Genomic DNA, 20,590 nt, shown 5'->3' with positions numbered 1-20,590 from the left:
TGCCGGCACCGAACGGGCTGACTCACCCCACTCTCGCAGAGACCACTGACAACGCGATCGCACGGGGACGACTCATGTCGACGATTGCGACTCATCGAGTCTTTGAGTCTTTGAGTCGAGGAGTCTTCGAGTCTTCGGGAGGAACGTCACCTGATCTTGATGCTGGATACGTCCTTGAGAAACGGCGACGCTGTACGAGGGATGCCCGCGGTGCCCGTTCCCGTGGCCCGCACGGCGCCAGGGGCAAGAGTTCAGGCCCGCCCCTTACGGGAAAGTTCGGCAGCGGGCGGACATCAGCTCGCCGAGGCCTGAGGACAGCACGTGGTTACCGGACCGCTGCACGCGGCGCCTTCACGGGGCGGCGGTGATCCGAAACGCGCCAGGCAGTGCCAGACCTTCTTGAGCGCCTGCGGGGCGTAGCGACCCGTGAGGGCGGCATCTCCGATGATCCGGGGGTCGAGGCCCGCGTCGACCGCGATCTCAGCAGCCAGATCGACGGATTCCTGTCCCCGGTAGTCCGGGTGACGCCGCAGGTGAGCCATGTCCAGCCGGAAGCCCGGATGCCACTCGATGGCGCACGGAAGCTCACGGGCGGCGGCCTCCACGGCGGTTCCGCGATAGCTGTGATCCAGGACCAGCGCCTCCACGTCCCGGTCGAGTCTGACGGGCCCGTGGATCTGCGCCTCGATGTGCCCGTCCAGACTGTCGAGACCGTCGGACTCGGCCATCTCGATGAGCGAGAAGCGAGCGGCGACGCCGAAGTCCGAGGGGCAGGTGGAGCTGTCCGGGTAGCAGAACGTGGTGCGGGTGAGGGTCTCGGCTGCGAGCCTGAAGTGGGAGGAGCCGAACCGCGGTGCGCCGCCGGCAGGGTCGGAACGGAAGTTCAACGCGCCGTAGACGGGCCGTTCACCAGCGGAGGCATGGTCGTAGGCACCCCCGAAGATGCGGCTTTCCCAAAGCCATCGGTCACCACCAGGATGGGCGGTCAGGCCGCCATTGCTGGTGCCGGTCACGAACTGCGACCGGTAGCGGCCATCCGCCGCCATCCGGCGAAGGACCGGGTCGTTTCCCACCATGCGGTCGGGGTGAAAGTTCATCGTCAGCCGCATCCGAGGGTCGAGCGGTTCCCCTGAGGACCTGGCCGCAACATGGAGTAGGGCCTTCTCCTGCAACGACCAGGCGGTGTCGGTACGCATCCGTGCAGTGTGCACAGAAGCCCTCCCTCCAGCACCTGATTTCGACCGGCTACTGCACGGCACGTGAAGTGGTGGCGCGGCCGGGTGGCAACGGAACCACGCATCCGACAGCAGAACCACGCGTCATCGCGAGCACGTCATCACGGGCATGGTGAACATGTCGATTCAGTCCGCAGGGTCTGTCCACCTGGACGCGATCGTCGATGTGCACACCCAGGCCCGCACCGCCTACTACCGAGCGGGAAGGCTGCCCCAGGCGGAAGTCGACGACCCGGGCGGGCCAATGCGGCGGCGGGAAGGGTGGGCACGTTGCATGGAGGCGGACGAAAAGACAGTGCTGTGTGCTCTTCGCGAAGAAACGGTGGTGGGCGTGATGGCGATGGGCCCGCCTCTGCGCCCGGAGGCGGATGCGGCAACTGTGGGTGAGCTGTACCAGATCCATGTCCTGCCGGGCCACTGGGGAAGGGGAATCGGGGGCCGGCTGCACGCCGCTTTCGTGCAGTTCCTGCGCGCGACTCAACTACGGACGGGACAGGTCGAGGCATGGGAGCAGAACGACCGCGCGCAAGCCTTCTACGCCCGGCACGGGTGGAAACCGGACGGGTACTCTCGTCCAGGACCAGGTCACTCCCGCTACGTTCGCATGCGACTCCGGGTTCCCGCAGTTTGATCCGATGAGGGAAGAGGGGAGCCGAGGGGACGGAGGGAGGCTCTCCTTGGCGGGTGGATCGATCCGGAATGAGCGCTTCGGCTGCGCGTCGGCTGCTCCGTCGCCCGGCCGCTTCCCGTCTCGTGGCCCGCCCCGTTACCCCGGGATCTTGCGGAAGTCCCAGGACGCGACGGATTCCGGTGTCAGCCGCAGCCACGCATGCCGGCCGTCGTGCGGCATGGCGGACATTCCGAAGTACTTCTCCGCGAAGAGCCGTTCCGGGGCGTCGAGTTCGGGGCAGGGGTCGCCGGTGCGCGGTGCCTCGCCGATGAACTCCGCGCGGCCCGCCAGTTCGGCGCCGCGCAGCTCGTCGTAGGTGTGCCCGTCATCGAAGACCACCGCGATCCGTGAGTCCTTGCGCAACTGGGCCCACCGCTTGCTGTGGGTGATCGAGTAGAGCCACAGCGCCGTACCGTCCCAGAGGAACCACAGTGCTCCGACGTGCGGCGCGCCGTCGCCGCCGACCGTGGCGACCCGGCAGGTGCGCTGCGTCGTGAGGAAAGCGTCGAGCTCGTCCCGCGTCATCATGATCCGGCGCCCGCGTCGCTGTGTGTCGGCCATGCCGTACCCGCCTCCGCCGTGTCCGCTCAGGCGGCAGCGGCCCGTTCGCCTGACACCGGCCGGACCGGCCCCAAGCCACCTGACTGAGTGTCAGAAAGCATGCGGGCTCTTCCTGGTGTACGCAATGCCCGCTAGCCTCGCCCGGCTCGCACCGGCCCGTCGGGGCAGTACCCGGGCACGCCGGGAATCCCGCGCACGCCGGCAATCAGGCCCGCCAGAGAGGAACGCGATGTCTTCGGATGCCGCACGGCTCATCGCCCAATTGGCCCCGGGCACGACGGTGCTGCTCACGGTCGAGTGCCAGCGCGGGGTGGTCGGCCCGGACAGCGCCCTGCCCGAACTCGCCGAAGCGGCACGCACCTCGGGGGCGCTGGCGAACGTCGCCCGGCTGGTGGCGGCCGCCCACGACGCCGGCGTCCAGGTGCTGCACGCGGTTGCCGAACGACGTCCCGACGGGCGTGGTGCCAGCCGCAACGCCCGCCTGTTCAAGGCGGCCGAGAGGCTGCCCGTACAACAGCTCACCGGGTCCACCGCGGTCCGCATCGCCGACCCGATACCCGTCTCCGGCGACGACCTGGTGGTGCGCAGGCTGCACGGTCTCTCGCCGATCGCCGGCACCGAGGTGGACGCGCTGCTGCGCACCTTCGGATGCCGGACCCTGGTGGTCACCGGGGTGTCGGCGAATGTGGCGGTCCCCAATGCCGTGTTCGACGCGGTCAACCTCGGCTACACGGCCGTGGTGCCCGCGGACGCCATCGCGGGAGTGCCTGCCGACTACACCCCCGCGATGGTCCGCAACACCCTCGCTCTGGTCGCCACCGTCACCACCACCGATGACGTCCTGTCCAGCTGGCGCGCGGCCGCGCCCGGCCGGTAACCCGGGGAGGCGGGCAACCGGGCGGCGGGCCCTCCGCGTCAGCCGAGGGTGACCGAGCCGCCCTTGACGGTCACCTTGGCGGGCGCGAGCGCCTTGGTGGCGGGGCCGGTCTTCACGCTGCCGTCGGTGATGTCGAACTTGCTGCCGTGGCACATGCAGTTGATGGTGCCGCCGGAGACCTCGCCGACCAGGCAGCCCGCATGGGTGCAGATCGCGGAGAACGCCTTGATGTCGCCGTCCTGGGGCTGGGTGACGACGACCTTCTCGCCCTTGAAGATCTTGCCGCCGCCCTTGGGGATCTCCGACGTCTTGGCGAGCGCGGGGCCCGCCTCCCCACCCGCGGAGCCGCCGCCGCCGCTGCCTCCCGCATCGCTCGTCCCCGGGGCGGCCTGATCGTCCCCTGCGGCCTTGGAGCCGCCGCCGCTTTCCGCGTCCGACATGCCGCCGCCGCAGGCCGCCAGCGCGGCCGTGAGCCCCGCGGCGCCGACGGCCGCGACGACGGCCCGCCGCCCCGCCCCGCGCCCCGCTGGGCCGGTCGCCTCCGCCGTCATCGCTTCGGTCTCCGCCTGCTCCGACGCTGACTGTCGAGCCATGGTGTGCCTCCGGTTCTCGGTGGTGCCTTCGGTGCGCGATGTGGTCCATGGACGTTGCACAGGCTCGATACGGAGCCGCCGCCCGGAGTGTTCAACGGGGCCGGAGTCTTGCGCGGGAACGGCAAAAACGGTGGGAGCGGGGGTGGTGGGGGACCGCGGGGTGGGTGTGGTGCCGAGGAAGCCGGCCGCCGCACGTGGAACGGCGACCGGCCGGAGCGCCCGGCGGGCCGACAGCACCGTCGACACCGCCGGTGCGCTCCGGCCGGATGCCCCCGTCAGTCCTGGCCGCCCCGTTCCTCCAGCGCCTTCAACAGGAAGTCCCGCTGGAAGTGCAGCAGCTGGGCCACGACCGCGTCATCGACGGGCAGATGGGTGGCGCCGGGCAGCGGCAGCACGCTGTGCGGCTTGCCCGCCGCGAGCAGCTCCGCCGAGAAGCGCAGGGTGTGCGCGGCCGCCACATTGTCGTCCGCGAGCCCGTGGACCAGCAGCAGCGGGCGGCTCAGCAGATGGCCGTGGCCGATCAGGGAGCAGCGTGCGTAGTTCTCCGGCTGCTCCTCCGGGTGGCCCAGGAACCGCTCCTTCCAGTGGGTGTCGTACATCCGCATGTCGGTGGGCGGGGCACCGGCGACCGCCGCGTGGAAGATCTCGGGGTGGTGCAGCACGGCGGCTGCGGCCAGAAACCCGCCGAACGACCAGCCACGGATCGCCACCCGCGTCAGATCCAGGTCGCCGCAGCGCGCCGCAGCAGCCCGCAGCGCGTCCACCTGGTCCTCCAGCGCCGGTGTCAGCTGGTCGCCGTGGATCGTCTTCTCCCAGGCCGGGCCCCGGTTCGGGGTCCCGCGCCCATCCACCACCAGCACCGCGAACCCCTGCTCGGCGAACCACTGCGACACATAGGTGAACCATCCATGGGCCCGTCCCACGAGCTGGATGCCCGGCCCCCCATACGGGTCGAGGAGCACCGGCAGTTTCCCGGTGCCTTCCTCGTGCCACGAAGGGAGGAACAGGGCGCCGCGCAACTGCCGTTCGCCGAGCGTGAGGTGGACCGGCCGCGGGGTGATGGACGGCTCCTCGGCGAGCGTGGTGAGGGCCTGGTAAGACGGGTCCCCGGCCGACCCGTCGCCGCGCAGAACGCCCACCTCGTGGCCCCGCGGTGTCTCGCCCGCCAGGACGACCGTGCCGCCTCGCCCCGCTCCCGTGTACCTGCCGGGCTCCCGGCTCAGCCTACGGTTGCCGCGGCCGGGCTCATGGCACCACACATGGGTCTCCAGAGGGTCCTCGCTCGCCGTGAACAGCACTCGTTCCCCCTCGACCCCTAGGACCGCGCACAGCTGCAGCCCCTCCGGGGTGACCCGTCGGCCGCCGACGGTCAGATAGCGGGTGTCACCGTCGTCCTCATGGAGCACCAGGGCACCTGACGCCGTACGGGCCGGGGTGCCGCCGATGATCTCCACCCAGGCGGGATCGGTCCGCTCGTGCAGTACTTCGGTGGCGCCGGTCTCCGGATCGATCGTGAGCGTGCGCACTATGCGCTGGTCGCGGCTCTGCACCGTGACGAACGGACCGTGCCCGTCCCAGCCCGCCGCCACGACGTACTCGTACGCCTTGCGGTCCCAGTCCACCTCGACCCGCTCACCTTCCAGTGAGAGGAGCTGGAGGGTGACCTCCGCATTGGCGGAGCCGGCCGCCGGGTAGCGGATCGCCTGCGGCGGCTGCGTCGGGTCGGCCGGATCGCCGATAAAGCGCCGTTGTACCGGGCTGGTGTCGGCCCGGGCCACCAGGAGGCGACGGCTGTCCGGTGCCCACCAGTAGCCGCGCAGCCGGTGCATGGACTCGGCGGCCACGTACTCGGCGAGGCCGTAGGAGATCTCCAGGTCCTCCGCACGGGCCAGCTGCCGGTCGGCGCCCTCCAGGTCGACGACGTGCAGGCAGCGGCTGCTCACATAGGCGATGTACCGGCCGTCGGGGGAGGGACGCGGGTCGACCACCGGACCGGCCGCGGGTACCGAGAACGGTGTGCCGCCGTCGGTACGCACCGCCCACAGAGCCCCCGAGAGCGCGAACGCCACCAGACGGGCGGCCTCGTCCGCCGCGTACGACACCACGCCCACCGACTGCTCGCGGGCGCGCTCCCGGCGACGCTTCTCCTCCTCGGGCACCGCCCCGGACCCGGCCCCTACCAGGAGGGCCGGATCGGCCAACAGCCGCTCCGCGCCGTCCTCGTACTGCCACAGCCGGCCCACCGGATCGGTGCCCGAGACCGTACGGATGAAGAGCACCCGGCGGCCGTCGGGGGAGACGGTGACATTCCTGGGCACTCCCAGGGAGAAGCGGCGGCTGCGGGCGAACTGAAGTGGGAAGGCAGCGGAGTTCGTGGACTGCTCGGATGTCACGGTAGTGCTGTGCAAGATGCTCTCCTCCAGATGCTGAGGGTGTTCGGGCCTGCGTGGTCCCGGGCACGGCGAACCCTGGATGCAACCTAGGCATATTCCGGATTCAGGCGAAAGGCCCCGTAACGGCCTGAATGGGCGCAGCGCGGAGCGCCGGTACCTGACCGGGCACAAAGGGAAATCCAGCTACGGGGTGATGCCGTGGCGGGTGGGGGGAAGCCGGCCGAAGCCGTCGTGCCATGCCGGCACGCGAGTGCGTGAATGCGGCTGCTTCCGGGACTCGTCGAGTACGACGATCTCGATTACTTCTATCACATGGGGTTGGCGAGAAGGCCGGCGCACAACGATTGGGATGACAACGCGTCAGGTGAGGCGTCTCGCGTGCGTGGGCGTCACCGGACGCACTTCTCGCCGCGGCGGCCCGCTTCGGGGCGTCATGAGCGAAGTCGAGCGAGAAACGCACGAGTTGGGCCCCGGCTCGGCAGGCCTGTGGAAAACCTCGAACCCCTGCCTGGGCTCGATATCGTGAACAGACGGCGAAATCGTGACAGACGACGACTGCTCCTGGCGGGAGTATCGGAAGCACGGGGAGAACGATGTTCGGACGGCAGCTGTGGGCACCACTGCGCGGCCTTGTGCTGTTCGGGCTGGGGCTCGCCGCTGTCCCGATGCTCGCCGCCATCGGACTCGGCACGCTCTTCGGCATCCAGACACTCGCCCAGTGGTACCGCGTTCCGCTCCATGCCTACCGGGCCCTGGCAGGCCGGTGGTGCGGAGTGGACCTTCCGGTGCCGTACCAACCCCCGCCGCCACCGCCCGAACCCGAACCGGATGGCTGGTACCGCTACAAGAACCGGCTTCATCCCACCCCGAAGAAGCTTTCCTACGAACGGCGTTGGGACTGGCTGCTCAAGGACCCGGCCACCTCCCGGGACCTGTTGTGGATGCTGCTCAACCCCGGTGTCGGCAGCGTCACGGCGCTGTTGCCGGTCACGCTGGTCGTGGTGGGCGCCGCCTTCCCGTGGTACTGGCCGGGACACGCCGCGCTCACCCTCCCGATCGCCGTGGCGACGGCTGCGGCCGGCTTCGGCTTCGGACCGGCCCTGCTCCGACTCCACGGACGCTGGACCGGCCATCTGCTGTCGCCCGCCACCGACTCCGGGACCCGCCGTGCGCTGATCCAGGTCGGCCGCGGCGGCCTCGCCACCTGGCGGCTCGCCCTGACCGCCGGACTCGCGGTCGCCGAACTGGCCGCCGCCCTCCTGCATGTGCTGGCGCTGGTACCGATCCTGCTGTGGGCCTGGCCGACCGTGCTGGCCGCCGGCCGGCACCTCACCTCCTGGCGCCGGCAGCAGATCCAGGAGTGGACCGGCATCCGGATCGACCTGCCCTACGGGCCCGAACCTGCCCTGCCGCCGCCCCGGCCCGACGGCACCCACCGGATCGGCCGCACGCTGTACCGCACCCCGGAGGCGGCCCTGCGGTCGCTGCGGTTACGGCAGCACGCGCGAGATCCGGCCACCTGGCGGGACCTGCTGTGGCTTCTGCTCGACCCCGTCGTCGCGGTGCTGCTCGCCGCGCTGCCCGTGGTGGTTACCGCGTACTGCTTCTTCGGCCTGATCTGGTCCTGGGCATGGGCGTCCCTGCTTCGACCCTTCGTCGATTTCCCGACCTTCGACGGCTGGTCCTCACTCACCCATGGCCTCCCCGTCCTCGGCGATCACCCGGTCGCCGTCGCCCCGCTGATCGGAGTGGCCGGCACCCTGACCGGGAGCCTGCTCGCCCTGCCGCTGCTGCGACTGCACGGCCTGTGGAGCCGGTGCCTCCTCGGGCCGGCCAAGTCAGCGCTGCTCGGCCGCCGGGTGGTACAGCTCACCGAGACCCGGACCGAGGCACAGGAGACGCTGTCCTCGGAGCTGCGCCGGATCGAACGGGACCTGCACGACGGGGCGCAGGCACAGTGGGTGGCCATGGGAATGAAGCTCGGCACCATCGAGGCACTCGTCGAACGGGACCCGGCCGCCGCCAAGATGATGCTCGGTTCCGCCAGGGAAGCCTCCGCGCAGGCGCTCATCGGGTTACGCCAGTTGATCCGCGGGATCAACCCGCCGGTGCTCGCAGAACGCGGGATCGCGGACGCCATCCGCGGGCTGGCCCTGGACTCGCCGCTCCCGGTCGGGCTGCGGATCGAGCTGCCCGGCCGCCCGGAGCGCCCGGTCGAATCCGCCGCCTATTTCGCGGTGTCCGAGCTCCTCACCAACGTCTCCAGACACGCCGAAGCGGGCCGGGTGCACATCGACGTGCGTCACATAGCGCAGCAGTTGCGGATCGAGGTCACCGACAACGGAACCGGTGGCGCCGATCCGGCGAGGGGCAGCGGGCTGCGCGGCATTCAGCGGCGACTCGCCACCTTCGACGGAAGTCTCGCCGTACACAGTCCACCTGGCGGTCCCACCACAGTCACCCTGGAGATTCCGTGCGTGTTGTCCTCGTAGAGGACCTCTACCTGCTTCGCGAAGGCCTGACCCATCTGCTCACCGCGCACGGCTTCGACGTGGTCGCGGCGGTGGAGACCGGCCCGGAACTGCTCACGGCCGTGCAGGAGCACCGGCCCGATGTCGCGATCGTGGATGTACGACTACCGCCCACCTTCACCGACGAGGGACTGCGCGCGGCGCACGAGGCCCGCCGGCGGATGCCCGGCCTGCCCGTCCTGGTGCTGTCCCAGCACGTCGAGCAGCTCTACGCACGCGAACTGCTCGCTGACGGTTCCGGCGCCATCGGATACCTGCTGAAGGACCGGGTGTTCAACGCCACCCAGTTCGTGGACGCGCTGCGCCGGGTTGCCGAGGGAGGTACGGCGATGGACCCCGAGGTCATATCCAAACTGGTGCGGAGCACTGCCCACCAGGAGCCGCTGGGCACCCTGACCGCCCGCGAACGGGAGGTCCTGGAGCTGATGGCCGAGGGCTGCTCCAACGCGGCGGTCTCGAACCGCCTCCACCTCAGCGAAGGCGCAGTGAGCAAGCACATCGCCAGCATCTTCACCAAGCTGAACCTGACCACCTCCCAGGACACCAACCGCCGGGTACTCGCGGTCCTTGCCTATTTGAACGGCATGAATCCCGACTAGTCGGAACCAGGGCACCCGCCGGTACGCATGACCGGGCAGCGTCACCAGGCTGTCCGGACGCAGCACGGGGCCGTGTCCGCGAGCGGAGGCACAGCAGACCGCTGATATTCGCTTGCACGCCATCGACACTCGGGTCAACGTCGCCTGACACCTGACGAAGGCAGAGAAGATGACCACGCAGACCCATCACGTCGACCACGAACTCATCGAGGCCGCGGCGGACGCCGCTCGCACCCGCTGCCGGGGCGACAACCACACCATGGCGGCTGCGGCCCGCGCTCAGGACGGGCGGATCGTCACGGCGGTGAACGCCTACCACTTCACCGGAGGCCCCTGCGCCGAGCTGGTCCTCATCGGCACCGCCGCCGCCCAGGGCGCCTACGAACTGGACACGATCGTCGCTGTGGGAGACCGCGATCGCGGGGTGGTCGCGCCGTGCGGCCGGTGCCGTCAGGTGCTTCTCGACTACTTTCCCGACCTCAAGGTCATCGTCGGCGAAGGCGACCGCGTCCGCACCGTCCTCATCACTGACCTGCTACCCGAAAGCTATGTCTGGGCGGACCACCAACTCGACGCCGAGTAGAGCGCGTCGGAAACCGGGTGCGCAGTGCCGGTGCCGTGGTGTGGGATCGGCGGCATGGCGATTGTGTTGGGCAAGCCGGGAGTTGACGGGCTGAGCGAGGCTGTAAGCGTGCTGCGGGAGTGGCAGTACGACGGGGCGCCGATGCAACTGCATCCGGGGGACCTGGGCTGGTTCTGGCGGGAGGGCGCGGAGGCGACCGCCGCTGCGGTCAGGACGTGGAGCCGGGACGGACAGCTCCTCGCCGTCGGGCTGCTGGACGGTCCCAGGCTGTTGCGGATGACGATGGCGTCAGACGCTCAGCGGGACGAGGAGCTGGCGCAGCAGGTGGTTGCGGACGTGACCGAGCCGGAGTGCGGCGTGCTCCCCGAGGGGAGGGTGAACATCGAGGCGCCGAAGGGAGCCCTGATCCAAGAGCTGCTGTCCGAGGAAGGCTGGAAGGCCGACGAGCCGTGGACGCCGTTGCGCCGCGCCCTCACGGAGCCGGTGGAGGACCCGGGCGTCCGGATCGAGGTGGTCGGGCAGGGGCAGGCGGACGTGTTTGCCGCCGTACTCCGGGCAGCCTTCGACGGGTCGAGTTTCACGGACCAGCGCTGGTCCGCCATGGCGGCTGGTCTGCCGTATACCGATGCCCGGTGTCTGCTCGCATATGACGACCAGGGCGACGCGGTGGCGGCGGTGACGGTGTGGTCGGCCGGGCCGGGCAGGCCCGGGTTGCTCGAACCGATGGGCGTGCACCGGGACCATCGCCGCCACGGCCACGGCGAGGCGATCACCGTCGCCGCGGCTGCCGCCCTTCAGAAGCTGGGCTCGTCCAGCGCCCTCGTCTGCACCCCGAGCTCCAATGTCGGCGCCGTCGCCACCTACAAGTCAGCCGGCTTCCAGCAACGCCCCGAGGTTCGGGACCGATACCGGGAGGCATAGTGCGCCTGTCGGCGGTGAGAGCAGTCGGGACCCATCTACCGCCTGCCCGCAGAGGGGCCGACGTGGCCGGCCCGCCGCGTGAGCGGAGTCGAGCGCATCGCCTGATGTATCGCCCCGGGTAGAGGTAGCTCTAGTCATTCCTGGGACCTGGCTGGCATGTCTCGTGGCTCATCTCCCGTCAGGATGAAGCATGTTGACGAACCGGGGGGAGAGCGAACCATGTACGAAAAGAACGGCTCGGACTCGGGTGGATCGCCTTCCGGGGCCCTGACCGGCCGGCCGGAAGCGGATGCCAAGGAAGAGCCGAAGAAGGTCCCGGAGAATTTTCAGGAGCAGTTGGCTTTCGCGTGGGGGTACATCGGTGGGGTCTACGGGACGATCCTGACCATTCTTCCGGTCATCACGTACATCGTGGTCAATGCGCTGGCCGGCATGTGGCCGGGGATCTGGGCCTCGATCGGGACTGCGGTCCTGGTGGGGATCTTTCAATTGCTGCGTAAGGAGAAGCCGGCTGCCGCACTCCTCGGCCTCGGTACGGTGCTCATCACCTCCGGCGTGGCCGCGTTCGTCGGTGAGGCCAAGGGCTACTACCTCCTCGGGAACTGGATAACGGTCGGAATCGGCAGCATTCTGCTGCTGTCCGTCCTGATACGTCGGCCGCTGATCGGCCAGGTCTGGGCGGCAGCGAACCTTCAGGGCACCTTCTGGCGCACGGACCGGAAGTCGCTTTTCTACTACGACGTGGCCACCGCGCTCTGGGCGCTGCTGAGCTTTTCCCGTTTCGCGGTGGAGCGGTGGCTCTACGACATGGACGAGACCACCTGGCTCGGCATTGCGCGACTGGTCATGGGGTGGCCGCTGACCTTCTTCGCCGTGATGACCAGCATGTGGGCGGTCCGTAAGGTGGACGGACGACGCAAACTCCACGACCCCCGTTACAAGCGCGCCCGGCAGAAGGCGGATGGCGGGGAGAACGGCTCGGTGGACTTTGCGGCGGCCAAGGCTGCGGAGAACGGCGAGGCCCGGAACGGACAGCGCCATGGGTGAAAGTCATTGCCCCGTGCATTCGTCGAGTCGGACGGTGCGCCTACCGCCTACCGCCTACCGCCTACCGCCTACCGCCTACCGCCATAAGGCAATACGGCAATACGGGGCGGCAGCAGTCTGGAGAGGGAGGTGGCCCCTTTATAGAATCGGCCCGTGAGCAGCGAAGCCGAAGTGCCGCGTCCGGAGCAGTTGGGCGAGGACGACCTGCTGCTGGCCAACGCACTCCAGGCCGCGCCCCGGGCGAGCTGGAGTGAGCTGGGAACGGCGCTCGCACAGGATGCGGTGACGCTGGCCCGCCGGTGGGAGCGGCTCAGCAGCAAGGGCCTGGCCTGGGTCACCCCCGCGCTGGGACCTGGGCTGCTCTACCGGACCTGTCGGGCGTTCGTTGAGATCCACTGCGAGCCGGGCAGCGCCGCTCAGGTGTCGGCCGAGCTGTCCCGGCAGCCCCACCTGCTCACCATCCAGCATGTCGCAGGCACCTACGACCTGTTCGCGATCGCCTTCACCCCGGACTTCGCGTCGATGTCCGACTACCTGCTCACCAGCCTGCCCCGGCAGGAGGGCGTCGTCCGCGTACGGTCCCACCTGGTGACACGGAACTTCCACACCGGATCGCAGTGGCGCCTGGGGGTGCTGAACCAGCGCCAGGAACGGGACCTGCTCCGTACCCGGCCGGAGCCGCGGACCGCCGAGGCTCCGACGTACAGCACCTGGGAGCGTGAACTGATCGTCGCGCTGAGCAACGACGGCCGGGTCCGCTACACCGATATCGCCACCGCGCTGGGGGTCACGCCCCGAACCGTGCAGCGCCGGCTGAACCGGCTGCTGGGCAACCGCGACCTGCTCCTGCGCTGCGATGTCGCGCGGCCCCTCGCGGGCTGGCCGACCGGCGCCCTGCTCTGGCTCAACGTCCCGGACGAGCGGCTGGAGGAGGCCGGCCACAGGCTCAGCGGCTTCCCGGAGACCCGTAGCTGCGCGGCGCTGTCCGGCGCGAACAACCTGCTGGTCACGGTCACCCTGCACTCGGTGGACGCGCTCCACGACTGGGCCGTGCAACTGCGCCGGGCGCTCCCGTACGCGGAGATCGCGGACCGTTCCGTGGTGCTGCGCCAGGACAAGCTGTGCGGCCATCTGCTGGATGCGTGGGGACGCAGCCAGGGCGTCGTCCCGCTCGACATCTGGCGTCCCAGCGGCCTCAGCCGGTGACGCGCGTCCCGTCGTCCGTACCGGCGCCGCTGACGGGGACCGCGACGGCCGGTCGCCGCAGACCCGCGCCGAGCGTCCGCTCGATCTGCCGGGCCAGTCGCAGTACGCCGAGGTCGTCACCGCTGCGCCCGACGATCTGCACTCCTACCGGCAGCCCGTCCGCCGTGAAGCCCGCCGGTACCGAGAGGGCGGGCACACCGAGCACGGTGAACCAGTACATGGAGCGCATGCAGTCGAGATAGTTCTCGCTCCTGGTGTCGCCGATGCGCTCCGGCCACAGCCGGTCCGCGCTCCATGGCACGACCTGGGTAGTGACCGTCACCAGATAGCGGTACTCGCGGGTGAATTCCGTGAACCGGTGGAAGAGCCGCCCGCGCAGCTTGTGTGCGCGCATCAGTCCGGCCGAGGTCGTCGCCAGCCCGTTTTCGATGTCCTGGCGGACCCTGACGCCGAAGGCTTCCGGGTTCGCGGCGTACCGGTCGCCGTAGTTGAGCGCCCGATACCAGCCGCGCAGTGTGCGGAACGCCTCGTCGGCGCCGGTCATGTCCGGGGCCGCGACGCCGACCTTGTGGGAGATCCCGGCCAGTGCCTCGGACACCGGGGCCATCGCGGTGCGTACGGCGTCGTCGACGGCCAGTTGGCCATCGAGGTCCGTGCTCCACGCCACCGGCACGTCGGAGAAGTCGTACTCCAGCCCGGCATCGAATCGGGAAGGGTCACCGAGGCCCCAGGGGGACCTTGGATCGGGCCTGGTCAGCACGGTCATCTGCAGTGCGACATCGTCGACGGTCCGGCCGATCGGGCCCTGGATGCTCAGCGGCGCGAACGGATCGCCGGCCGGCCACATCGGCACCGAGCCCACCGAGGGTCGCAGCCCCACGACATTGCAGAAGGTCGCCGGGTTGCGCAGCGAACCGCCAGTGTCTCCGCCGTCGGCGAGAGCCACCATGCCCGTCGCGACGGCGGCGGCCGCACCGCCGCTGCTGCCACCGGCCGTCAGGCTCAGGTCGTACGGGTTACGGGTGGGGCCGAACAGCTCGTTGGTGCTCTGGATGCCCGCACCGAACTCGGGCACATTGGTCTTGCCCACCGTGACGGCGCCCGCGTGCACCAACTGCTCCACCACCAGCGCGTCATGGTCCGGCACATGCTCGGCGTAGAGCGGCGAACCGTAGGTCGTCCGGATGCCCTTGGTCGGGGCGAGGTCCTTGTGCGCGACGGGTAGGCCGTGCAGCGGGCCCAGCAGTTCGCCGCGTGCGACGGTGGCATCGGCGCGGGCGGCGAGTTCCCGCGCGCGGTCCTCGGCGTGCGTGATGATCGCGTTGACCTGCGGGTTCACCGCGTCGATCTGGGCGAGGTGAGCGTCGAGGATCTCGCGCGCCGACACCTCACGGCGCCGCTGGAGCTCCACCAGTTCCCGGGCCGGCAGCCACAGGAGGTCGTTCTCGGTCACGAAGATCAGCAGTCCTTGTCTCGGTGAGATCGGTGAGATCGGTGGGGTTGGTGGGATGGATGGGATCGGTGGGTCGGGGGATGTGTTTATGGGAGATGGATGGGGGCACCGGGGCCGAGCGGCAGGTCGAGGAAGTAGAAGCAGGTGAGGATGACGGTCCAGACCGCCGCGAAGGACAGGGCGAAGGGCACCAGGCGGGAGATGACGGTGCCGAGTCGCAGCTGGGGCTGGTACTTCTGCGCCGAGAGCAGCACGAAGTACAGGAAGACCTGCATGGGGGTGATCGCCCCGGTCACCGAGTCGCCGATCCGGAAGGCCGCGTGCAGGGCGGCGGGCGACAGGCCCAGCAGCATCCCGGCCGGCACGAGGACGGTGCCCAGGATCGACCACAGGGCGGAGCCCGAGGTGATCAGCAGATTGAGCAACGAGGTCACCAGGACCACCGCGAGCAGAATCCCGAAGCCACCCAGCCCGGCGGACTTCGCACCGTCCGCGAGACCGATGGCGAAGAGCTTGCCCAAGTTGCTCCACGTCAGCAGATTGATGGTCTGCGAGATCGCGAAGACGAGCACGATGAACCCGGACATGTCCCGCACCGCGCCAACGAGGTGCGGGTAGACGGCCGGCGCCTCCTTGCCGGCCCCACCGCAGCGGGCATAGACGACGCCGAAGAGGAAGAACAGCCCGGACAGCACGAGGGCGAGGCTGTCGACGAACGGCGACGGCGCCAGCCCCCCGCCCTTGCCGCGCAGCGGGCTTCCCGGCAGCAGCCAAGCGGTGATCAGCACGGCGGCGACCGCCAGCGTCATCCCGCCGCTGATCAGCAGCGCCCGGCGCTGCGCCGGGGTCGCCAGCGTCTCGGCGGCCGCCCCCTCGGAACCGGAATGCGCCGGGTCGTGCCGTGGGTTCCAGGGCGCCAGCCGGGGTTCGAGGACCCGGTCGATGAGGAAGCCGCCGACCAGGGGGAGGATCAGTCCGGCCGTCGCGGTGAAGAACCAGTTCATGGCGAGATGGACGGGAGGGCTGTCGATGCCCGGCAGCAAGTTCGCCGCACTCTGCGTGATGCCGGTGGTGGTCACGTCGAGCGTGCCGAGCAGAATGCCTCCGTCGTAGCCGCTCCCCACGCAGACAAAGGCACCGAGCAGGCCCGCCACCGGGTGCCGTCCCACCGCCTTGAAGACGATCGCGGCGAGCGGCGGCAGCAGGATGTAGGCGGAATCGGCCAGTACGTGTCCCTGGCAGGCGACGAACGCGACGAGGTAGGGAACCCAGCGTCGCGACACCCGCAGGAACGCGATCCGCATCAGACACTCCAGTGCACCGGTGCCCTGCGCGACGCCTATGCCCATGGCGATGACCAGCACCGGACCGAGCGCGGGGAAGGCCATGAACGCATCGATGGCCGTGGCGAGGAGATGGCTGAGGCCTTCCGGCGTCAGCGCGCCGAGCACCGGGGTCGGGCTCTTCTCCCCTGGGACCTGCACCGAGACGTCGAAGGCGGCGATCACCGTTGACACCACGGCGACCAGGCCGAAGATGCCGGCGAAGAGCACGAACGGGTTGGGCAGCCGGTTGAGCACACGCTCGACGCGTCCCAGCAGTCCGTCCAGCGGGAGCGGATTCCGTTCCAGTGCCTTCATTACTGCCTGCCTCTCGTCCCGGTGCGTGTCGGCGGTGCGTGCGCGCCACTATCGAGGGGGCGGTGCAAAGGTCTGGGGAGGTGCAGGGGAATGTCTATCGGGGCCCTGAATTCGCAGGAAAGCGGCCATCGGCCATGGAGCTGTCGGTCGTCAGTCATCGGCTGTAGCCGGCTTGGCCGGTGGCGGCCGGATTCGCCGGCCGCGCCCAGCTTGGTGCCGGTCGTGTTGTCGGGACCGGGCCCGGACCCGACCCGGGCCCGGACCCGAACGGCCCTGGACCGGCCCGGACCGGCCCGGACCGGCCCAGGCCGGCTCCGGGACAGCCGTGGTCGGGGCGGCGAGAAATCGTGGCTACGTCCCGGAAGTCTGTGGCGTCTCTTGACGGTTGGGGCCGATGGCCCGCTTCGTGGCAACCAGCCCGCGGCGTGACCGTGCGTCCCTTACGCCTTGATCCAACTACCATGTCCCGGTCAACTGATCATGGCGGGGAACGGGGGAGAGGGCAGTTGGCTTTCTTCACCCCGCAGTCGAGGCGCCGCCCGCCGTATCCAGGCGGTGTGCGCCCGGCTCAAAGCCACAACTGCAAAGGGACGTCATGCGTTTCCATCGAATACTTGCCACCGTGGGAACCGTTGCCGCTCTGGCGTCGGTCTCCGCTTGCGGCCTTCCCTCCGCGGGTTCGTCCGAGGAAGCCGGGGACTTTCTCAAGTCGGCGCTCCGCTGCCGGAGCATCGACATCGCCGCGCCCCATGAAGTGCAGCGGGTGGAAGCCATGGGGATGACGGGCATCAACGGCGGCGGCGAGTGTGACGACCCGGCGGGCGGCGGCGGTGACGTCGACTTCTTCACCGTCGAGGACATGGAGGCGTTCCAGACCGTCATCCGGGGCGACGACGACCAGCAGGACGAACTCATGATCGGCGACGACTTCGTCGTCGACCCGGGCAGCGACGATCAGCGGCGTCGACTCCTCGAGGCCGGTATGCAGTTCCTGAACTGCACCCCGAACTTCGAGGCCCCCGAGGGCAAGTCGGCGGACGACAGCGTGATCGACGGCTGCTTCACCACCGACTACTCGGAGGATCTCGACTGACACCCGGCCGACGGATCGATCCGCGCGGCCCTCGTGCGCGCGGATCGCTCCGTTCCCTGGGCGTTGGGCGGGCAGCGCCATCCGTGAACGGGGCACGCGGAGCACGCGAGCGGAACCGGCGCGGACCCCGGGGCGGCCTGATGAGCAGGAACGGCCATGAGGTCCCGATGACCGGCAATGCCGGGATGGCCCTACTGAGGAAGCGGTCCGTCGGGAGGTCGCCGAGGAGACCGGCCTGTCGGCGGTCTCTGTGGTCCGGCGGATCGCTATAGAGGACAAGCGCCTTCCTCTTCCTCTGCCGTAACCGAATGCCTGCCTGCCAGCCCGCCTGCGCCCCGCTCCCGACCGCCCGACCCACCGCTCACCCACGCCCTCACATCAGGCGATCAGCTCTCCTGCCCGCCTTTGCGCATCAGCAGATGGCCCCGGCGGAACCGTTCGCCCTCGTGCGGTTCACGCAGCATCCGGCCGACTTCGAGGAAGCCGGCTTGGGCGGCCAGCCGCGCGAGGTCGTCGATCGGCCACCGGTAGGCCGTCGCTACCTTGTGGTCGAACGCCGTGACCGGCTCCCCCTCGGACTCGAAGAACGCCAGCAGCAGCGGGCCGTCATGGGCCAGCACCCGCCGGAACTCGGCGAAGTACGACGGCACCTCCTCTGGCGGGGTGTGAATGACCGAATACCAGGAAACGATGCCGCCCAGTGTTCCGTCGGCCAGGTCCAGGGCGTCCATCGAGCCCACCTCGAATCGCAGGTCGGGGTAGGCCTCGCGGGCGAGATCGATCATCACCGGCGACAGGTCGACGCCGAAGACCTCCAGCCCCAAGTCCCGCAGGTGTGCGGTCACGCATCCCGGGCCGCATCCCAGCTCGGCGACGGGCCCGGCACCTGAGGGCGGCGCCAGCTCGGCGAACGCGGCCAGCACCGCACGGTCCAGCGGAAGTGTGTCCAGCGCATCGCGGACGAGCTCTGCGTAGAGGTCGGCGACGGCATCGTAGGCATCTGTTGTCGTGCGGAGGTGCGCGGAAAGTTCTGTCACAAGCCAGGAGGCTAGAGCTTGTTGTGGACGTGCTGCTGTCGTGTGGCACCTGACCTTCCATGGGTTGTGGGTGGGGCTGGGCGCAAGGTGGTAGCGGGCCGACCGGTGCTCAGGCAGGCTCACGTGCATGATCTCGGTTTTGCAGAACGTGGCGATCGACTGTGTGGATGCCTATGGGCTGGCTCGGTTCTGGGGTGAGGTGACCGGTTGTCCGCTGCATCCGCAGGACAGGCCGGGCGACCGGGAGGCGCAGGTGATGCTGTCGGAGGGCCCGATGCTGTACTTCAACCAAGTGCCGGAACCGAAGACGACGAAAAACCGGATTCACCTGTGCCTGCGACCGACGACCTCGCGCGAGGAGGAGATCGAGCGGTTGCTGAACCTCGGAGCCACCCTCGTCACCGATCGCCGGGAACCCGACGGCGCGGGCTGGGCCGTTCTCTCGGACCCCGAAGGCAATGAGTTCTGTGTCCTGCGCAGTGAGTCCGACCGCGCTGCGATGTCTTCCTGACGCTCGGGGCTCGGGGCAGGAGCCCTACTGGAGGCTGCTCGGAGTCAGTTCATCTCGGGCTGCGGTGGGGGCGAACGCGGAGCGCAGCTGCCTGCCGTTGCCGATGGCGGTCACACCGGTCAACAGGGCTCCACAGACGCCCTGTTCTATCTTCAGCCACAGGGGGAAGGTGCCCGGCAGCACGATGATGACCGCGATGGCCGCCAGCATGATGCCGGAGGCCAGGCGCAGTCGGAGATAGGAGCGGCTGTGGCCGCGGGCCGTCCGAGCGGCGAAGGAAGTCATGAGCAGGGACGTGGCCACGACGAGGGTTGCGCGGACCCAGACGGCGTCGGTCACTATGCCGGGGTGGTGGCGCAGCAGGATGATCGCTAGGAGGGTGAGCGTGCTGAGGCCGGCGTAGCAGCCGACGAGCAGCTTGGTGTTGCGGAACGCCTGCCGGGTGCGCGGATGGCGCAGGTTCTCCTCGGATACCTCCGTGGGGTGTGGTCTGCGGGTGGTCATGAACTCCCTTTCGCTGTACGGGGCTTACCGCTGTCGACGGCACCGTTTCCAGGATCTGGTCCGCCCGCTGCCCGTTCTTCCTTCAGTGGGACGAAGCGCGGTTCCGTCGGCCTCAGGGGGTTGCCGGGGCCGCCCCGTAAGGGGAACGGTGCGCCACGGCGTCAGGGGAGGTCGTGCTTCGAGGCTTCGGGGAGGGGAGTGAGCTGATAGGAGTCGCCGTGGGACTGCACCAGGCCGCCGGTGGGGGAGGGGAAGTGGGTGCCGAGCATCAGGGTGCCGGTGTCTGCCAGGGAGGCGAGCAGGCGGCGCCGGGTGGCGGCTGACTGCTGCGGGTCGATGTCCACACAGCTGCCGATACCGGGTTGGAGCAGCTGTACGGGGTGGTGGATGCAGTCCCCGGTGATCAGGGCGGTGGCCGTGCGGCTGCGTACCTCCACGGCGAGGTGGCCGGGGGTGTGGCCGGGGGTGGGGATCAGGCGGATGCCCGGTGCGATGTCGATGCCGCCTTCCGGGACCTCGATGAGGTCGAGGAGGCCTGCGTCCTTGATCGGGTACACGGAGTCCCGGAACATCTGCGTGCGGGCTTCGTCCATGTCGGCGGACGCCCAGTAGTCCCACTCCTTCCGGGCCGTCAGATAGCGGGCGTTGGGGAAGGTGGGCTTCCAGTTGGCCCCGTCGGCGTAGGTGTTCCATCCGACATGGTCGGTGTGGAGGTGGGTGAGGATCACGAGGTCGATGGTCTGCGGTGGGAAGCCGGCGGCGTCGAGGCGCGCGAGATAGTCGCTGTCGAGGTTGTTCCAGGCGGGGTTGGCACGGGTCTTTCCATTGCCGATGCCGGTGTCGACGAGGACGCGCAGACCGTCGACGGAGAACGCGAAGCTGTGGCTGCTCAGTCGCAGGATGCCGGCCTCGTCGGCGAACTCGGGCCGGAGCCAGGGGGCTTGTGCCACCACGCCGGGCGTGGCCGCCGGCAGCAGCCAGGGGCCGGTCTGTGGGGGCAGGGGCACCTCGTCGATGCGGTGGATGGTGAGGTCTCCGAGGTCCCAGGTCGGGGGCTTGCTGTGAGAAGAGGAAGAGGGTGTCGAGTGGTGGTGCATCCGGTGATTCCGTTCCATTGCTCGTAGGCGTGAGAGGGG

19 protein-coding genes and 1 pseudogene are annotated in these 20,590 nt (G+C 69.5%); 11 read left to right on the top strand and 9 right to left on the bottom strand.

The window, feature by feature from the left end; genetic code table 11:
* Positions 1-293: 293 nt before the first annotated feature.
* Positions 294-1,196: a DUF3626 domain-containing protein gene (locus tag ACGFN2_RS08510; RefSeq protein ID WP_393358522.1), complete on the bottom strand. Its 903-nt coding sequence runs from the start codon at positions 1,194-1,196 to the stop codon at positions 294-296.
* Between the two features lie 148 nt (positions 1,197-1,344).
* Between ACGFN2_RS08510 and ACGFN2_RS08505 the strand changes: the two genes are divergently transcribed.
* Positions 1,345-1,866, top strand: a complete 522-nt coding sequence (locus ACGFN2_RS08505) for a GNAT family N-acetyltransferase (RefSeq protein WP_393358520.1) — start codon at positions 1,345-1,347, stop codon at positions 1,864-1,866.
* A 135-nt stretch (positions 1,867-2,001) separates the two neighbouring features.
* On the opposite strand, the gene ACGFN2_RS08500 is transcribed toward ACGFN2_RS08505, so the two are convergent.
* Positions 2,002-2,466 carry a pyridoxamine 5'-phosphate oxidase family protein gene (locus ACGFN2_RS08500; protein WP_362606208.1) on the bottom strand — a complete coding sequence of 155 codons (465 nt, stop codon included), beginning with the start codon at positions 2,464-2,466 and terminating at the stop codon, positions 2,002-2,004.
* A 229-nt stretch (positions 2,467-2,695) separates the two neighbouring features.
* Between ACGFN2_RS08500 and ACGFN2_RS08495 the strand changes: the two genes are divergently transcribed.
* Positions 2,696-3,343, top strand: coding sequence for a cysteine hydrolase (locus tag ACGFN2_RS08495; RefSeq protein WP_393358517.1), 648 nt, complete (start codon positions 2,696-2,698; stop codon positions 3,341-3,343).
* Positions 3,344-3,381: 38 nt separating this feature from the next.
* Here the strand turns inward: ACGFN2_RS08495 and ACGFN2_RS08490 are convergent, their stop codons facing one another.
* Together ACGFN2_RS08490 and ACGFN2_RS08485 are read right to left on the bottom strand one after the other, a co-directional pair.
* Positions 3,382-3,894 carry a Rieske (2Fe-2S) protein gene (locus ACGFN2_RS08490; protein WP_393358597.1) on the bottom strand — a complete coding sequence of 171 codons (513 nt, stop codon included), beginning with the start codon at positions 3,892-3,894 and terminating at the stop codon, positions 3,382-3,384.
* 317 nt (positions 3,895-4,211) lie between these two features.
* Complete coding sequence (locus ACGFN2_RS08485; protein ID WP_393358515.1) at positions 4,212-6,344, bottom strand: alpha/beta fold hydrolase; 2,133 nt, start codon at positions 6,342-6,344, stop codon at positions 4,212-4,214.
* Positions 6,345-6,922: 578 nt separating this feature from the next.
* Between ACGFN2_RS08485 and ACGFN2_RS08480 the strand changes: the two genes are divergently transcribed.
* The 6 genes from ACGFN2_RS08480 to ACGFN2_RS08455 all read left to right on the top strand — a co-directional run bounded on the left by ACGFN2_RS08480 (position 6,923) and on the right by ACGFN2_RS08455 (position 13,216).
* The gene (locus tag ACGFN2_RS08480) at positions 6,923-8,821 is read left to right on the top strand and encodes a sensor domain-containing protein (protein WP_393358513.1); all 1,899 of its coding nucleotides are present in this window, start codon (positions 6,923-6,925) and stop codon (positions 8,819-8,821) included.
* Positions 8,803-9,459, top strand: coding sequence for a response regulator (locus ACGFN2_RS08475; RefSeq protein ID WP_393358511.1), 657 nt, complete (start codon positions 8,803-8,805; stop codon positions 9,457-9,459). The genes ACGFN2_RS08480 and ACGFN2_RS08475 overlap by 19 nt, the downstream gene beginning before the upstream one ends.
* 169 nt (positions 9,460-9,628) lie before the next feature.
* Positions 9,629-10,042, top strand: coding sequence for a cytidine deaminase family protein (locus ACGFN2_RS08470; protein WP_393358509.1), 414 nt, complete (start codon positions 9,629-9,631; stop codon positions 10,040-10,042).
* Between the two features lie 54 nt (positions 10,043-10,096).
* Positions 10,097-10,963 carry a GNAT family N-acetyltransferase gene (locus ACGFN2_RS08465; protein WP_393358507.1) on the top strand — a complete coding sequence of 289 codons (867 nt, stop codon included), beginning with the start codon at positions 10,097-10,099 and terminating at the stop codon, positions 10,961-10,963.
* Between the two features lie 219 nt (positions 10,964-11,182).
* Positions 11,183-12,010, top strand: a complete 828-nt coding sequence (locus ACGFN2_RS08460) for a DUF3159 domain-containing protein (protein ID WP_393358505.1) — start codon at positions 11,183-11,185, stop codon at positions 12,008-12,010.
* Positions 12,011-12,163: 153 nt separating this feature from the next.
* The gene (locus tag ACGFN2_RS08455; RefSeq protein ID WP_393358503.1) at positions 12,164-13,216 is read left to right on the top strand and encodes an Lrp/AsnC family transcriptional regulator; all 1,053 of its coding nucleotides are present in this window, start codon (positions 12,164-12,166) and stop codon (positions 13,214-13,216) included.
* On the opposite strand, the gene ACGFN2_RS08450 is transcribed toward ACGFN2_RS08455, so the two are convergent.
* Together ACGFN2_RS08450 and ACGFN2_RS08445 are read right to left on the bottom strand one after the other, a co-directional pair.
* A complete protein-coding gene (locus ACGFN2_RS08450) occupies positions 13,206-14,669 on the bottom strand; it encodes an amidase (RefSeq protein WP_393358501.1) in 1,464 nt (487 codons plus the stop codon). The two genes, ACGFN2_RS08455 and ACGFN2_RS08450, sit on opposite strands and share 11 nt — an antisense overlap.
* 86 nt (positions 14,670-14,755) lie before the next feature.
* The gene (locus ACGFN2_RS08445; RefSeq protein ID WP_393358499.1) at positions 14,756-16,309 is read right to left on the bottom strand and encodes an AbgT family transporter; all 1,554 of its coding nucleotides are present in this window, start codon (positions 16,307-16,309) and stop codon (positions 14,756-14,758) included.
* Between the two features lie 622 nt (positions 16,310-16,931).
* Between ACGFN2_RS08445 and ACGFN2_RS08440 the strand changes: the two genes are divergently transcribed.
* Both ACGFN2_RS08440 and ACGFN2_RS08435 read left to right on the top strand, forming a co-directional pair.
* A complete protein-coding gene (locus ACGFN2_RS08440) occupies positions 16,932-17,402 on the top strand; it encodes a hypothetical protein (protein WP_362606179.1) in 471 nt (156 codons plus the stop codon).
* A gap of 202 nt (positions 17,403-17,604) precedes the next feature.
* Positions 17,605-17,706: pseudogene (locus tag ACGFN2_RS08435) on the top strand (hypothetical protein); the annotation flags it as partial.
* A gap of 82 nt (positions 17,707-17,788) precedes the next feature.
* On the opposite strand, the gene ACGFN2_RS08430 reads toward ACGFN2_RS08435, so the two are convergent.
* Positions 17,789-18,439 carry a class I SAM-dependent DNA methyltransferase gene (locus ACGFN2_RS08430; protein ID WP_393358496.1) on the bottom strand — a complete coding sequence of 217 codons (651 nt, stop codon included), beginning with the start codon at positions 18,437-18,439 and terminating at the stop codon, positions 17,789-17,791.
* Positions 18,440-18,566: 127 nt separating this feature from the next.
* Between ACGFN2_RS08430 and ACGFN2_RS08425 the strand changes: the two genes are divergently transcribed.
* Positions 18,567-18,950, top strand: a complete 384-nt coding sequence (locus ACGFN2_RS08425; RefSeq protein WP_362606174.1) for a VOC family protein — start codon at positions 18,567-18,569, stop codon at positions 18,948-18,950.
* 24 nt (positions 18,951-18,974) lie between these two features.
* Here the strand turns inward: ACGFN2_RS08425 and ACGFN2_RS08420 are convergent, their stop codons facing one another.
* Both ACGFN2_RS08420 and ACGFN2_RS08415 read right to left on the bottom strand, forming a co-directional pair.
* A complete protein-coding gene (locus ACGFN2_RS08420; RefSeq protein WP_393358495.1) occupies positions 18,975-19,454 on the bottom strand; it encodes a hypothetical protein in 480 nt (159 codons plus the stop codon).
* 161 nt (positions 19,455-19,615) lie between these two features.
* A complete protein-coding gene (locus tag ACGFN2_RS08415; protein WP_393358493.1) occupies positions 19,616-20,551 on the bottom strand; it encodes an MBL fold metallo-hydrolase in 936 nt (311 codons plus the stop codon).
* Between the last annotated feature and the right edge of the window lie 39 nt (positions 20,552-20,590).

Source organism: Streptomyces sp. NPDC048612, assembly GCF_043199295.1.
GTDB lineage: Bacteria > Actinomycetota > Actinomycetes > Streptomycetales > Streptomycetaceae > Streptomyces.
The sequence above is the reverse complement of the archived record's forward strand: the minus strand, read 5'-3'. Positions and strand labels throughout refer to the sequence as shown.